Origin of the sequence: Amycolatopsis sp. lyj-84, assembly GCF_046549075.1 — a bacterium.
Lineage (GTDB): Bacteria > Actinomycetota > Actinomycetes > Mycobacteriales > Pseudonocardiaceae > Amycolatopsis.
Window position 1 is genome coordinate 442,476 of the sequence record NZ_JAJPWO010000006.1, and the last position, 14,900, is coordinate 457,375.

The 14,900-nt window shown below is 69.2% G+C and carries 9 protein-coding genes; 4 read left to right on the forward strand and 5 right to left on the reverse strand.

All coding sequences use genetic code 11. The annotated features are described in order from the left end of the window. Position 1 precedes the first annotated feature (1 nt). A complete protein-coding gene (locus tag ACLJRM_RS21120; RefSeq protein ID WP_410664049.1) occupies positions 2-2,332 on the forward strand; it encodes an amino acid adenylation domain-containing protein in 2,331 nt (776 codons plus the stop codon). Positions 2,333-2,451: 119 nt separating this feature from the next. Here ACLJRM_RS21120 and ACLJRM_RS21125 read toward each other — a convergent pair whose 3' ends face one another. Continuing rightward, positions 2,452-2,883, reverse strand: a complete 432-nt coding sequence (locus ACLJRM_RS21125; protein WP_101607295.1) for a hypothetical protein — start codon at positions 2,881-2,883, stop codon at positions 2,452-2,454. A gap of 1,464 nt (positions 2,884-4,347) precedes the next feature. On the opposite strand from ACLJRM_RS21125, the gene ACLJRM_RS21130 reads away from it, so the two are divergent. Together ACLJRM_RS21130 and ACLJRM_RS21135 are read left to right on the forward strand one after the other, a co-directional pair. Then, positions 4,348-4,602 (forward strand): LuxR C-terminal-related transcriptional regulator, encoded by a 255-nt coding sequence (locus ACLJRM_RS21130; protein WP_410664050.1) that lies wholly within the window; start codon positions 4,348-4,350, stop codon positions 4,600-4,602. 206 nt (positions 4,603-4,808) lie between these two features. Beyond that, entirely contained in the window at positions 4,809-7,196 is a 2,388-nt protein-coding gene (locus ACLJRM_RS21135; protein WP_410664051.1) for a beta-glucosidase family protein, read from the forward strand. 70 nt (positions 7,197-7,266) lie between these two features. Here the strand turns inward: ACLJRM_RS21135 and ACLJRM_RS21140 are convergent, their stop codons facing one another. The 4 genes from ACLJRM_RS21140 to ACLJRM_RS21155 form a co-directional block, all read right to left on the reverse strand. Then, on the reverse strand, positions 7,267-8,031 hold the full coding sequence (locus ACLJRM_RS21140) for a thioesterase II family protein (RefSeq protein ID WP_101613139.1): 765 nt from the start codon (positions 8,029-8,031) through the stop codon (positions 7,267-7,269). 113 nt (positions 8,032-8,144) lie between these two features. Beyond that, positions 8,145-9,380: a cytochrome P450 family protein gene (locus ACLJRM_RS21145; protein ID WP_410664052.1), complete on the reverse strand. Its 1,236-nt coding sequence runs from the start codon at positions 9,378-9,380 to the stop codon at positions 8,145-8,147. Between the two features lie 264 nt (positions 9,381-9,644). Beyond that, positions 9,645-9,854 carry a DUF5988 family protein gene (locus tag ACLJRM_RS21150; protein WP_101607299.1) on the reverse strand — a complete coding sequence of 70 codons (210 nt, stop codon included), beginning with the start codon at positions 9,852-9,854 and terminating at the stop codon, positions 9,645-9,647. Positions 9,855-9,895: 41 nt separating this feature from the next. Further along, the gene (locus ACLJRM_RS21155; protein ID WP_410664053.1) at positions 9,896-10,678 is read right to left on the reverse strand and encodes a thioesterase II family protein; all 783 of its coding nucleotides are present in this window, start codon (positions 10,676-10,678) and stop codon (positions 9,896-9,898) included. A gap of 913 nt (positions 10,679-11,591) precedes the next feature. On the opposite strand from ACLJRM_RS21155, the gene ACLJRM_RS21160 reads away from it, so the two are divergent. Next, positions 11,592-14,489, forward strand: coding sequence for an AAA family ATPase (locus tag ACLJRM_RS21160; RefSeq protein WP_410664054.1), 2,898 nt, complete (start codon positions 11,592-11,594; stop codon positions 14,487-14,489). The last annotated feature ends 411 nt before the right edge of the window (positions 14,490-14,900 follow it).

A 14,900-nucleotide genomic window follows, 5' to 3' on the forward strand; every position in this document is an offset into this window, starting at 1 on the left:
CATGGACACGACGCGTGCCTGGCAGGGCGAAGAACTGGCTTGCGTGGCACCGGCTTCCGGCGAACCGGCCGCGGCCGCGCGGATCGGGTACCGGCTGTGCGCGGAGACGGTCCGCGCCGTCCGCGCACAGGCCGAATCCCTTGGCGTCCCGGAGTTCGAGGTGCTGCTCGGCGCCTTCGCCGTGCTGCTCGAAACGCATGGCGCCGGACGGGACCTGTTCCTCGGGAACGTGCACCGGCGACTGCTCGTCGATCCACTGTGGACCGTTCGAGAACTTCTTGTCCAGCAGGGGGAAAATCCTGCGGATTCGTCCAGGCGCGCGCGGTACGCGTTCTCCCGGGACCTCGGCGCCGACGACGGCGTCGAACTCGAGATCGCTGTCGATGGCGACCTGGTTTCGGCCAGGTACCAGTCCGAACTCCTGCCCGAAGAGCAGGTCCGCCTGCTGCTGGCCCGGTACGAGACAGTGCTTTCCGCCGTGGCCGAGGACCCCGAGCGCCGCGTCGGCGACCTGCCGTGGTGGAGCGCGAAGGACCACGAAATCATCTCAGCGGCCAACGACACCGCGCGACCCGTCGAACCGGCCTCGGTGCTCGAGGCCGTCCACACCCGCGCCGTGCGCGCACCTGAGACCAGCGCCGTCGGTGAAGGGGATCGCTTCGTCGGCTACGGCCAGCTGTGGCACGCGGCCGTCGCCCAATGCGCCGTGCTCCGGGAAGCCGGGATCGGCCCGGGGGACAGGGTGGCCACCTCGCTCCCGCGCGGCCCCGAACTCGTGACCGCGGTCCTCGGCACCTGGCTCGCCGGCGCGGCCTACGTGCCCCTGGACGCGGCACACCCCGAGGACCGAATCCGCTACCAGCTCGCCGACTCGGGCGCGAAAATCCTGATAGCGGCTGGAAACATGGGACAGTTCGCCACCGCCGACCTCGCCGTGCTGTCCGCTTCCCCCGCCGAGGACGCGCTCCCGGCGGACCACAGCGCGCCCCCGGCACCGGATCCGGCCTCCTGCGCGTACCTGATCTACACCTCCGGCTCCACCGGACGTCCTAAAGGGACACTCATCACGCACGGCGCGCTGGCCAACGTCGCGAGCCACTTCGCCCGGCAACTGGACGCCGGCCCGGCGGACACGATGCTGTGGACGACCACCTTCGCCTTCGACATGTCCGGCGTGGAACTGTTCGTGTCCCTGGTCTCCGGATGCCGCCTCGCCGCCGCGCCGGACCCGGCCCGCAGCGACGGCCGGGTGCTGCGCGAACTGGTCGAACGGTACGACGCGCGGTTCGTGCAGGCCACCCCGACCACTTGGCGGCTGGTCCTCGACCGCATGGCGGATTGCTTGCGCGGCCGCAGCGTCATCACCGGCGGCGAACCGGTTCCGGTATCGCTGGCCCGTCGCCTGCTGACCGCCGGCTGCGTGCTGCACCACGCGTACGGCCCGACCGAAACCGCGATCTGGTCGACCTCCCGTGTCATCGCCGACGACCCCGGACCGCGGCTCGACGTCGGCGGCCCGATCGCCAACACCCAGGTGCACGTCGTGGACCGGCACGACCGGGAACTGCCGGTCGGCGTCCGCGGCGAACTGTGCATTTCGGGGGCCGGAGTGGCCATCGGCTACCACGACCGCCCAGAACTGAACGCGGCCCGCTTCGGCGTGCACCCGGTGCACGGCCGCTTCTACCGCACCGGAGACCTGGCAGGCTGGCGCGCCGACGGCACCCTGGACCTCTTCGGCCGCGGCGACCGCCAGGTCAAACTGCGCGGCAACCGGATCGAACTGGGCGAGATCGAAACGACCCTGCTGGCCCACCCCGAAGTCGCCGCCGCCGCGGTCCTGGTCGTCGGCGACCCGACAGCCGATGCCGTACTCGTCGGCTGCCTGGAGCCGTCCGGGAGTGGTGTCGACCTCGACAGCGTCCGAGAGCACCTGAGCGAACGCCTCCCCGCCTCGATGACCGTCGGAGAGCTTCTGGTCTTCGAATCGATCCCGATCAACGCCAATGGGAAGGTCGATTATCCGGCGCTGGACCGCTCGCTGGCGGAACGGCCTCGCACCGCCGGCCCGGCTTCGGCACCGGGGTCGGGTTCGGTACAGATCACCGACGGGTTGATCGAGGTCTGGCGCACTGTACTGCGTCGTGACGACGTGGACGAGGACACTGACTTCTTCGCCCACGGCGGGAATTCGATGCTGGCGGCGGTGGCGATGCAGGAGCTGCACAAGGTGAGCGGTGTGTCGGTCGGTCTCACGGAGTTCTTCGAATGCCGCACTCCGCGAGCGCTCGCGGAGCGGGTTCCGGTCATCGGGACCGCACTGGGTCGGTGACCGCGGCCCGCACCGTCGACCGCCATCCCCGCCAATCCGATGACAGACAGCGAACAGCCCCCTCGGGAAACCCGAGGGGGCTGTTCGGCGATCGACGAGGGCGCTCGGCCGGAGTGTTACTACTTTTGCTTGCGGAACGCCGCGCGGACCTGGCTGTTGCGGGTCAGCACCGCGACCCCGATCAGCGGCAGCGCGCTGATGCCCTGCATGACGGCGTACCAGGCCGGGCAGATGCCCGGGATCAGGTCCACCGCGATGATCGCGATCGGCAGGATGACGGAGACGGTGGCGAGCCGGTCGTACGGACCCCCCGCGCCGTTGGCGGCCTTGTTGACCCAGCTCAGCATCAGCGGGGCGACCAGGAGCAGGATCGCGCCCCGCACCCACATGAACGTCGTGACCTCCTGGTGCATGAAGGCGACCACCACGCAGGTGGCGAGCACGATGGCGCTGACGATGCCGAAGAAGCCGACGCACTTCTTGATCGTGTCGAACGCCTGCTTGGTGCGGGGGTCGTTGAGCGCCGCGGTGTCGATCGTGAAGTTGGCCATGTCCGGTTCCTTAAGTCTGGTGGTGCGTTCGAGGTCTTGCGATGCATTCGAAGTTACTGACCGGCCGGGCTGTCCGGTATGGGTCTGGACGTCCGGCCGAGTAGGGACAGCCACACTTCGTTCCCCGGCGGCTCCGGCTCACCGGCGCGTACGCCGTCGAGCCCGGGAAGCCTTGCTGCAGAAGTGAATAGCAGCACCCGTCGGCCGATGTCAACGACGCGGCGGCCATCCGGTGGAAAAGCATTAATGCCCGGCCGGGACCGGCCGGCGAATGCGCTCGCCGACCCGGGAAAGGGCCGGTGAACGGCGGCTTAATTCCCCGGGGAGCCCGCGCGGCGGTCCGGCCGCTCGGCCCCGGTCCGGCCCCCGCCGGGTCCTGGACGGCCCTGGGAGCCGCTCGCGCCGGGCACGGAGTCGATCACGCTTCGATCAAGAAAAGGCCAGGTCATCGGCCAGATTGGGTCATCAGGGGAGTGAGCGGCGGGAGACGAAGCGGGGAAAAACTACCCCCGGCGCGCCCTGCCCTGTCAGTCGTTGACGGGCCTGTCGGACCGTTGATATGTTCAACTGGCAGTTGAACAGGGCTGGGACCTATCGACCACTCGATAATGGGGGACATTATCAAGCACGTTCAGTCATGAAGTAGCTGGACAAACAAGCTTTGCCGGAAAAAGCGACAAAGTTCCGATTTTCCGCGACGGTGCGGCAGACCGTCGGGGAGTTCGCGGACCCGCAATCGTGAGTCGTCTGCGGGCACGGTCGAGCCGGGCGGTCTGGGGAAACACGATCCCGCCCGGGTGGGGCGTTCCCGTATGTCCTCTCCCGCTGGAAGCACCGCCGCGGGGGAGGTTTGAGGAGTAAGTCGAATGTGGCGTGACCGAGCCTCTGCGATGAAGGACCCCTTCGCGGCACGGTTCTGGACCGGTCAGCGGGCGCCAAATCGTTCCGCAAGTGTCCACGGGGGCACGCTCTGACGGCTGAATGTCTGGTTGATGGCTGGATGTGTGGTTATGAGGGGGGTCGTGAGTGGTAAAGAGGGTTAGAACGCGCATTGCCACTCACGACCCCGCTTGCAAAGCGTTCAAATGGGCATCAATCAGACATTTGCTCGCTCGCAGGTGTCCTCTGTGGACTGTCGGGATGAGGCCGGCTCTTGTCGGACGACCAGATCCGCGACGCTGAAGGCTCGGCGCGACCCGCCCGCGAACACGACACGTTTGCCCTCCTCCTCAATAACCGCCGGGGAGCAGGCAGGCGAGAAAAGAGGCGAGACGATCCGGAGCCGAGTGCGGCGCCGGGTCTCTCGGGATCGCGAGAACCGAGGCCGGACGGCCGCGGGGAATCCGGGCGATCGGCGCCCGTTCCCCCGGCGCGCCATGCCCTTTTCTCGCGCTCACACTCTCCACTCAGGACATTCAGCGACACTGGCGAACCGACGAGGAAAGACAAGAGGCGGCTGGCCCGATGAAGCGAGATCCACCGGCGGGTCGTCGTGGTGCTCCGCGCCTCGGCGGCACGGACGGAGCAGCGCGTCGGTTTCGGTGTGGTGGAACAACTCCTGCTCGGCCTGCCGACCGGGAGATCAGCGCGAAACTGCTCATCACCGTCAGCACAGTTGAACAGCACCTCACCCGCATCTACTGGAAACTCCAGGTACGCCGCAGGGCGGAGCTGTCAGGACGGCTCCGGATGGCCGATTGTGTCGGCGATGCAAGCTGATCCGGCCGCGACAGTGTGTAATATCCGCCCGGACATCGCGGGCGGGCCGGCGAACGCCCGAAATGTGACGGTATTGCCGGGAAGTGCGAATGTCCAGTTCGGCCGTGGGGTTCTGAGCCGGAGCGGGGGTTCGCCCAAGAATTCTGGGGTCGTTGATGAATGCATTACGCAGGTTTTTGCACGGCCGCGCCAAGCGGGTGGTGACGGTGGCCTGCGCCGCTGTGCTGCTGCCCGGCGCGGCCGCCTACGCGGTGACCGAAAGCGGATCTCCCGGTGGGCCGCGGTCCTCCTTCGGCCCGGAGCGCGCGCGGACGCTGGTGGCGGAGATGACCCTGGACGAGAAGCTGTCGTTCGTCTCCGGGACGGCGGACCCGAATTCGGTCGGGGAGGCCGGGTTCATGCCCGGCGTGCCACGGCTGCAGATCCCGCCGCTGCGGATCACCGACGGGCCGGCGGGCGTCCGGATCGGCAAACCCGCCACCGCGCTGCCCGTTCCGGTGGCGCTGGCGTCCTCGTTCAACGACGGACTGGCCAAACAGTACGGTTCGGTGCTGGGCGCCGACGCCCGCGCGCTCGGCGCCGACGTGGTGCTCGGCCCGATGATGAACGCGATCCGGGTGCCGCTCGGCGGGCGCAATTTCGAGACCTTCAGCGAGGACCCACTGGTCACGTCGCACATCGCGGCGGCGGAGGTCTCCGGCATCCAGTCGCGCGGCGCGATGGCCTCGGTCAAGCACTTCGCGGGCAACAACCAGGAGCAGGACCGCTACAGCGTCGACGCCAGGATCGACGACCAGGCCCTGCACGAGATCGAGCTGAAACCGTTCAAGGCGGCCGTCGACGCGGGCGCGGCCTCGGTGCTGTGCTCCTACAACAAGGTCAACGGCGAACAGGCCTGCGGGAGTTCGTCGCTGCTGACCGACATCCTGCGCCAGCAGCTGGGCTTCCAGGGTTGGGTGATGTCGGACTGGTACGCCACGCAGTCCACCGATTCCCTCGTCAAGGGACTCGACCAGGAGATGCCGGACAGCAAGTTCCTCGGCGGGGCGCTGAAGTCGGCGCTGGACAGCGGCACGATCCCGATGTCCGCTTTGGACACCGCGGTGACCCGGATCGTGACCCAGATGGGCCGCTTCGGGCTGCTCGACTCCCCGCCGCCGGCGCGGCCGGCCCAGGACCCGGCCGCCGGGGCGAAGGTGGCTCGGCAGGTCGCCGAACAGGGCGCGGTGCTGCTGCGCAACGAGGGCGGCACGCTGCCGCTTTCCGGTGCGGCGGGCCAGAACCTGGCGTTGATCGGCCCCACCGCGAAGGTGCCGAAGGTCGGTGGCAAGGGCAGCTCGCTGGTGACCCCGGCGCACGCGTCGTCCCCGCTGGACACGATCACGGCACGGGCGGGCAAGGGCGCGCAGGTGTCCTACTCGCAAGGCATCAGCGAGGACTACGCGGCTCTTCCCGCCGCCCAGGTCTCGCCCCGGTTCCCCGCGGCCGCCGACGGCGCGATCACCGTGGCGCCGAAACAGGTGCACCAGGGGACCTTGGACGTGCCCGAGACCGGCGACTACCGGTTCACCGCCGACGTGACCGGTCCCGGCGTCGCGCTGCTGACCGTCAACGGGCGGGCGAAGGCGTTCATCCCCGGCACTCCGGCGACGCTGCGGGTGCACCTGGAGGCGGGCAAGGTCCCGGTCACGCTGGGGCAGCTGGACGGTTTCGCCAACGGCGACATCACCACCAAGCTGAAGTGGCTCACGCCGACCCAGGCCCACCAGAAGTTCGGCGAAGCCGTCGCCGCGGCGAAGAAGGCCAAGACCGCCGTCGTGTTCGCCTACGACGACGAGAGCGAGGGCATCGACCGCGAGTCGCTGTCGCTGCCCGATTACCAGGGCGAGCTGATCTCCGCGGTCGCCGACGCCAACCCGAACACCGTGGTGGTGCTGAACACCGGTTCGTCGGTCGCGATGCCGTGGCTCGGCAAGACCAAGGCAGTGCTGGACATGTGGTACCCCGGCGAGCAAGGCGCCGAGGCGACCACGCGGCTGCTGTACGGCGATGTCGCGCCCAGCGGCCGGCTGACCCAGACCTTCCCGATGTCGGTAGACCAGACTCCGGTCGGCGGCAAGCCAGAGGCGTACCCGGGCAAGGACGGCACGGTGCAGTACTCCGAGGGCATCCAGGCCGGCTACCGGTGGTACGACAAGAACGGCGTGCGGCCGCTGTTCCCGTTCGGCTACGGGCTGACCTACACCAAGTTCGGCTACCAGGACCTGTCGGCGGCCTGGCGCAACGGCGGGCTCGACGTCGAATTCACCTTGTGCAACACGGGTTCGGTGGCGGGGGAGGAAGTGCCGCAGGTGTATCTGGGCGCCAGCCCGGAGGTCAAGGCGCCGCAGGCGACCAAGGCGCTGGCGGGATATCAGCGGGTCAAGCTGGCCGCGGGGGCGTCTACCCGGGTGAAGATGCATATCGACGGGGCCGAGCTGACCTACTGGGACACGTCGACGAAGAGCTGGCGGGTCGGGACGGGGGACCGGAGCGTTCTGGTGGGTCCGTCGGCCGCGGTGACGCCGTTGAGTCATTCGGTGCGGATCAGGTGACTGGAGGGGCCGGGTGAGCGGGAGTTCCCGTTCACCCGGCCCTGGTTCCGGTTCCGCCGTCGGGAAACCCCTACGCAGACCGCAGCGTAGAACTGGCGACCCGGGAGATCTCCTCGTTCACCGCCGCACCGTGTACGTTCAGGAAGAAGTGCCCGCCGGGGAAAGTCTTCATCTCGAAGTGCCCGGAAGTGTGCTCGCCCCAAGCCCGCACGTCCTCCACCGGGGCCTTCGGGTCCGCGGTTCCGCTCATCGCGTGGATCGGGCAGGGCAGCGGCTCTCCCGGCTCGTAGCGGTAGGTCTCGGCCGCCTTGAAGTCGTTGCGGATCGAGGGCAGCGACATGCGGAGGATCTCCTCGTTGCCCGAGACCGGGTCCTCGTCGCCGGACAGCTCGCGCACGATCTCGATCAGCCGGTCGTCGCTGCTGAGGTAGTTCTCCTCAGGGAAGTGCCGGGACGGGGCCCGCCGCCCGGTGACGACCAGCGCCAGCGGGGGACGGCCCTGTCCGGTGAGCACCCTGGCCACCTCGAAGGCCACCGTGGCGCCGAGGCTGTGTCCGAAAAGGACGACCGGTTTGTCCAGCCAGGGCAAGAGATTCTCCACGCACGCCGACACCAGGCCGGGCACGTTGTCGATGCCCGGCTCGGCACGCCGGTCCTGGCGGCCGGGGTACTGTACGGCCAGCACGTCCAGCTTCGGCGCGAGCGTCCGGGCGACCGGGAAGAAGTAGCTGGCCGAACCCCCGGCGTGCGGAAAACAGACGAGCCGGGTCGCCGCGTCTTCGGCGGGCTGGAACCGGCGGATCCACGGTTCTGTATCACTGATGCTTTTGGGCACGCGAAATCCGTCCTTCACAGGTCACAGCAAGCGGCCGTAGTCATCCCCCACTGTCCTCGAACCCGGCCCGTGTGGACACCCCTACTGTCCACACCGAACCCCAGAACCGGCGCTCAGGCGCGGACGGGCAGTTCGGTGAGACCGCGGATGAGCAGGCTGGACTGCCAGTTCAGCGAGCCGGGCTCGACGGCGAGGGCGAGCGTGGGCACCCGCTCGGCGAGCACCCGGAAGGCGATCTCGCCCTCCATCCGGGCCAGCGCGGCACCGAGGCAGTAGTGGATGCCGTGCCCGAACGCGAGGCTCTTCCCCCGCGGGCGCTGCAGATCGATCTCGTCGGGCCGCTCGAACACCTCGGGGTCCCGGTTCGCCGACCCGATCGCCAGCAGCACGGTCGAGCCGGGCAGGACGGTGGTCGCGCCGATGGTCACCGGCTCGGTCGCGAACCGCACGGTCGCGGTGTTCACCGGACTGTCGATGCGCAGGAACTCTTCGACCGCGCCGGTCAGCAGCGCGGGTTCCCGCCGCAGCCGATCCCACTGGGCGCGGTCCTTCAGCAGGGCGAGCACACCGTTGCCGATCAGGTTCATCGTCGTCTCGTGCCCGGCCACGAGCAGCAGCGAGGCCATCCCGGTCGCTTCGGAGTCCGACAGCCGGTCGCCGTGCTCGTCCGCCGCGACGATCGCGGAGAGGATGTCTTCGCCGGGGCGTTCCCGTTTCTCCGCTACCAGCACGGAAAGGTACTCCGTCATCTCCGCCGACGCGGTCACGAACTCCGCGGGCGAAGCGGGCGACAGCACCGCGTGCGACCACTTCCGGAAGGCGGTCCGGCGGTCTTCCGGCACGCCGAGGATCTCGCAGATCACCTTCATCGGCAGCGGGAACGCGAGCGCGTCGATGAGGTCGACCGACCGTTCGCCGTCGGCGAGGCGCTTGGCCAGCGCGTCGACCAGTTCCTCTGCCAGCTCTTGGATCCGCGGGCGCAGCCCGGCGACGGCGCGGGTGGTGAACGCCTTGGTGACCAGCTTCCGCAGCCGGGTGTGCTTGGGCGGATCCGAGTTGAGCATGTGGTCGTGCGCGTCGAAGTCGTCAAGGGTCACCGCCGCGACCCCGGCCCCCGCCGCGCGCAGATCGTCCAGCGCGGCCGTGATGTCCTTGGACAGCCGCCGGTCGGCGAGCCCGGCGCGCACGTCCTCGTACCGGGTGACCAGCCAGGCGGGCGGCCCGCCGGGCACCTGCACCTTGGTGACCGGACGCTGCGTGCGCAGCAGCGCGTACAGCGCATACGGGTCCTCCGCGAAGCGCGGGGTGAGCAGGACGGCGTCGCCGTCGGTCTCGAATAGCGCGTTCATCTCAGTCCGCCTCGCGGGTAAGCGTAATTTTCGCGCCATTCGGCGTGCGCTCGGGCTTTGCCGGAGCGTATCGCTTCGTGATCACCGGACAACCCCCTATGTCCGTTGCCCTGCCCCGTATCCGGTGCGGCCGGACGCGCGCCGACCGCCCCTGGACTCGGCGAAAACGACACCCCTGAATGCGTGAGCGCCCTCGGCGGCGCACGAGGGCGGAACGGGCAGTGCGGGGCGGAAGTCGTTTCCCCGCACTGCCGCTCGGCTTTCTCACTCGGCGATCTTGGTGCGTCCCGTCCAGTGGTAGACCGCGACGCGGGCCTCGTCGACCTGCTCGAACTCCCCGCGGTGCGAGAAGTGCTCGTATCCGCCGTCGACGCAGATCTTGACGTTCTCAGTGAGGTCGTCCACGTAGTGCCCATCGCCCAACGGGCTGAGCCGGGACGGGGAACCGACGAGGTTGATTCTGATTCGTGCCATGGTCATTCTCCCATTCGCTCGACAATCGTCAGTACAAGTCGTCACAGGGTCCGGGCGGCGGTGGCTCCGGTCGGCGTCAGCACGTCGACGATCGTCCGGACGACTTTCGGGGCCTGCGCGGCGAGATAGAAATGCCCACCGGGATAGGTGGTCAGCGTGCAGGACGCGGTGGTGTGGTCGCGCCAGTTCTCGGCCTCTTCGACGGTCACCTTGGGGTCGTCCTCGCCGAGCAGGACGTGGATCGGGATCTCCAGTACCGTCCCGGGCGGGCAGCGGTAGGTTTCGGCGGCCCGGTAGTCGGCGCGCAGCACGGGAAGGACCATCCGCAGCAAGTCGTCGTCGCCGAAGACCTGCGCGTTGGTGCCGCCGAGGGATTTGACCGCTTCGAGGAACCGGTTGTCGTCCGGTTCCCGGTGCACCCGCTCGTCCCGCGCCCGCGACGGCGCGACGCGGCCGGAGGCGAACAGCGCCCGCAATTCGGTGGCTCCGTTGGCTTCCAGCCGTCGGGCGACCTCGAAACCGAGGGTGGCTCCCATGCTGTGGCCGAACAGCACCGTCGGCCGGTCCAGCCAGGGCCGCAAGGCCTCGGCCGCCTCGTCGGCCAGTTCCGTGATGCTCTCCAGGCACCGTTCCGACCGCCGGTCCTGGCGTCCCGGATACTGGACCGCCAGCACGTCGGCCGCCGAGGACAACGCCTTCGCCATCGGGAAGAAATAGCTCGCGGACCCGCCCGCGTGCGGAAAGCAGACGACCCGGAACGGCGCCCCGTCCCAGGGGTGGTACCGCCGGATCCACCGGCTGCTGTCTTGTCCGGACACGGGCATCCCTTTCGTTGTCCGCGCTCTCGGCGAATGCGAGAAACCGCAGGTTCGAGGGTGCCGGAGGATCCGCGACGGCATCAACCCCTAAGAAGTCCGTGCCGCCCCCAGCGGATCCGGCGGAAAAGCCCGCGCTTGTTCCACCCCATTGACGGCTCCGTTCACCGAGCGCGGCCGGCCGGTGAACGGAGGAGGAACGCGGGCGCGCGCGGACGGGCAATTCCAGCCGGGGCGAGTGAAATGCGCGACGGAACGGCGTACGGTCCCATTGTCTGGGATGTCGGAATTCGGGCAAGTCACCGGCGGTGTGCGGCGGTCGCGACGGCGCACTCGCCGACGCGGCGGGGATTGCGAGCGCAGTGGGCGCTCGCTAAGATCAGCGATGACAGGAATAAACGTACAGGGACCCGACATTGTCGCTTATGTCCGAATACGGGTGCTTGCTGCAATAGTTTCCGGATAGGTGAAGAAAAGACGGGCACGCATCTCTAGGGGGAATCGTGAGGGCAGGCCGGACGGATCCTTCGCCGGCGCGGGACCGGCAGTGGCCGGACGCTCGGCCGGTAGCTGCGGCGATGGCCCGGGCACCGGGAGCGAGCGGCGGCCGCCGTGCGGTGGCCGGTCGGGTCGCGGGGTCGGTTTTCAGGGTCTGACCTCATGGTTTGCCAGTTGTGACGTCTTTGGTCGGGTCGGGGTTCGGCGGGAGCGAGGAGTTGGCCCCTCGGGACCGCGCGTCGGCAGACAGGGCCGTCCTCGGGCGGGGCGGCCTGGCAAGACGGTGAAAAAAGTGCGGAACGAACTGGGGTGGGCAACGGTGCGCCCGGGAGCGGCGCGGCTTCTCGGGAGCGAGGCGAGTCGCCTGGGGTGATATCGGCGGTTCTGCGGCGCGCTCGCGTGCTGCCCGGCGTTCCGCTGTCGAATGCTTGGGGGCAGAACGACAGTGTTGATCGAGCGCGGAAAAGAAATGAAGTTCCTGGAGGAGCTGTTCTCCGAAACGGATTCCGGGAACGGGAGAATAGCTCTGGTCAATGGCGCAGTTGCCAGTGGGAAGACCGAACTGCTCCGTACGTTCGCCGAACAACGGGCGAGTGAGGGCGCGGTCGTGCTGACGATGACGGGAGACCGTGACCGGGAGACCCGCGCGTACGGCAGCCTGCAGCGGTTCGTTCGGGATCTGCCGGTGCCGCGGGCGAAAACCCTCGAGCTGACGCGGTTGATCGCGCGGTCCTCGAACGGTGTTCCGCCTTCTTCGTTCGACGTCGCGAACATCATGCTCGAACTGACGTTGGAACTGGCGGAGAGAACGCCCCTGCTGATCACCGTCGACGACGCGCAGCACGTGGACGCGTCGTCGATGGACTGCCTGCTCCGCCTCGCCGAGCGCACGCGCTCGACCCGGATCATGCTGCTGCTGGCGGAGTTGGCGCACGGCCGGTCGGCGCACCCGTCCTACCGCATCGAACTGGTCCGCCAGTTGCACTTCCGGCGGCTGGGCCTCGCGCCGCTCTCGGCGGCGGGGGTAACGAAGCTACTGGCCCGGCATCTCGATCCGGACGCAGTGGAGCGGCTGGCCGCGGGGTGCTACAAGATCACACGCGGAAACCCTCTTCTGGTGCGTGCGCTGATCGAAGACCAGCTCGACTGGCCGGAACCCGGCCAGGACGCGCGCCCGGTGGTCGGCGACGCGTTCCGGCACGCGGTGCTGACGTGCTTGCGGCGCAGCGGATCCGACGTCCTGGCGCTCGCCCGCGTGGTGTCGGTGCTCGGCCCGGACAGCACGGTGGAACGGCTCGGCGGGCTCGTGCACCGCAGGCCCGCGGACGTCGCGCGCGCGTTGCGGGCCTTGCGCACTGTCGGTTTTCTGAACGGCAACGATTTCCGCGACCGGTCCTTCCGCGAGGCTGTGATCGACTGCATGGAGCCAGAGGACCTGGCGAAGCTGCACGTGACGGCGGCGCGGGCGCTGCACGCGGACAAGGCGGGCGCGTGCCGGGTCGCCCACCATCTCCTCGAGGCGGGCGGCGAACCGGACGTGTGGGCGGTGGAGCAGCTGCACAGCGCGGCCAAGGAAGCGCTGCGCGCGGACGACGCCGGTCGGGCCGCCGAATACCTGGAGCACGCGCTGACCGGGCAGCCGGACGGACCGCACGCCGCCGCTCTGCGCGTCCTGCTGCTCCGCGCCGAGCTGCGCGGCGGTTCCGTCGCCGACCGGCACCTGACCCGCCTGTGCGAGCACGAGCGCGCCGGCGACCTCGATCCGGAACAGAAAGTCTTCCTGGTGCAGCGCCTGCTGTGGGCGGGCCGACAGCCGGACGCTGAGCCCGTCCTCGACCGGCTCGGCCGCGAGTACGCCCGCCGCCGGTCGCTGAACAGCACGGTGGCCGACGTCGGCCATTGGCTGCGGCACGCGCATCCCGCGCTGGCGGCGCGCTGGGCGGAAGCGACCGGTGCGGCGGCTCGCGAGGACGCGGAGCCGGCGCGGTGGGCGGCGTCCGCGTCGGAAGCGCTGATCACGGTGCTGGGCGGCACGGACGAGCACGGCGCGGTCTCGACGGCGGAAAGTCTCCTCGAGGCGACGCCGCTCGACGACCTGACGGTCGGCGCGATGTCGTCGGCGTTGCACACGCTGATCTACGCCGACCGCCTGGAGAACGCGACGAACTGGTGCGACGCGCTGCTCGAAGAGGCGAAGGCCAGAGGAGTGGCGTGGTGGCAGGCGGTGTTTTCGGCCTGCCGCGCGGACATCGCGCTGCGGTACGGGGAATTGTCGAAGGCGTCCGGCTACGCGCGCGACGCGATCGAGGCCGTCGGAGCCGAACGGTGGGGCGTCGCGATCGGGATGCCGTTGGCGGTGCTGATCCGCGTCGCCACGGTGATCGGCGACCACGAGGCGGTCCGCGAACACCTGCGGCAGCCGGTGCCGGAGGAGATGTACCGCTCCGGCTACTGCCTGCCGTACCTGCGGGCCCGCGGCCGGTACTGCCTGGCGACCGGCCGCGTCGAGGCCGCGCTCGCCGATTTCGAGCGGTGCCGGGAGCTGATGACGGCGTGGGGGTTCGAAGCGCCCACGCTCGCGCCGTGGCGGACCGACAGCGCGAAGGCGCACCTGCGGCTCGGCGACGCCGACCGGGCACGGGAACTGGCGAACCGGCAGCTGGCGCATCCCCGGTTCCGTACGCCGCGGGTGCGCGGCGCCGCGCTGCGGATGCTCGCCGCGACCGAGGACGTGAACTCGCGGCTGGCCATGCTGAAGGAAACCGTCGAGGTCCTGAACGCCAGCGGTGATCGGCTGGAGCTGGCGCAGGCGCTGTTCGACCTGAGCCGGACGCACCAGGCGATGAAGCAGTTCGCCAAGGCGCGGATGGTGCTGCTGCGCGCGCGGCGGCTGGGCCAGGCGTGCCGGCTGGAGATGACGCCGCCGCGGGGGAGCGAGGAGCCCAGGCCGGAGTCGGGTGCCGAATGGACAGCGCCGGCCCAAGCGGCCGCGGCGGCTCCGGCGGCTGATGCCTCCGATTCCTCCGGTGTCGCGGCCGCGGCTGAGCAGAACGACCAGATCCTGCGGAACCTGACGTCGTCGGAGTACCGGGTGGCGACGCTGGCTTCGTTCGGGTACACCAACCAGGAGATTTCGACAAAGCTGCACGTCACGCCGAGCACGGTGGAGCAGCATCTGACCAGAGTGTTCCGGAAGCTGAAGGTGAGCAAGCGGACGGACTTGCCGGTGGACCTCCAACTGGAGGCGGCACAGGCCGGCGGGATGCGGACGGCGGGGAAGTCGAGGGTGTCCGGGCGGGGGCCGCAGTCGGACACGCCCTGAACGGACCGCCGAGTGGATTTCGGGTCGATGGCCACTCTGGCACCGCTTCGTCGGCGAGTTCGAATTGGACTACGCCACGCTGTTCATCGAGGACGACGCGGTGGACCGCGGCCTCGTCCCGTCGGACGAGGCCGCTGCACGGCATGGAGCGGTTCCCGGTCCAGTCCTGGCCCGCGACGTCGGCTCAAGCGGAAACTTCGTTCCGCAACGATTCCGGAGCACGCGAAAAGAATGACACGCCAGGACCCCGGAACCCGTCAGCCCGCTGAACGGCCCGCCGGTCGAGCCGCGGTCCGGATACGCATTCGAAAAGGCAGGATTCGCACCCGATCAGCCCGCCCCGGCGGCGGGAAAACCCCCAATGCCACGTAGCTTAAGTTGATCTTGGGCAGATCTTGATCATCACTGGTG

Excerpts from the sequence above, each read along its gene's own strand:
- ACLJRM_RS21125 (WP_101607295.1), bottom strand. The coding sequence starts at position 2,883 with ATGGCCAACTTCACGATCGACACCGCGGCGCTCAACGACCCCCGCACC.
- ACLJRM_RS21150 (WP_101607299.1), bottom strand. The coding sequence starts at position 9,854 with ATGGCACGAATCAGAATCAACCTCGTCGGTTCCCCGTCCCGGCTCAGC.
- ACLJRM_RS21155 (WP_410664053.1), bottom strand. The coding sequence starts at position 10,678 with ATGCCCGTGTCCGGACAAGACAGCAGCCGGTGGATCCGGCGGTACCAC.
- ACLJRM_RS21145 (WP_410664052.1), bottom strand. The coding sequence starts at position 9,380 with ATGAACGCGCTATTCGAGACCGACGGCGACGCCGTCCTGCTCACCCCG.
- ACLJRM_RS21160 (WP_410664054.1), top strand. The coding sequence starts at position 11,592 with ATGCTTGGGGGCAGAACGACAGTGTTGATCGAGCGCGGAAAAGAAATG.
- ACLJRM_RS21130 (WP_410664050.1), top strand. The coding sequence starts at position 4,348 with ATGAAGCGAGATCCACCGGCGGGTCGTCGTGGTGCTCCGCGCCTCGGC.
- ACLJRM_RS21120 (WP_410664049.1), top strand. The coding sequence starts at position 2 with ATGGACACGACGCGTGCCTGGCAGGGCGAAGAACTGGCTTGCGTGGCA.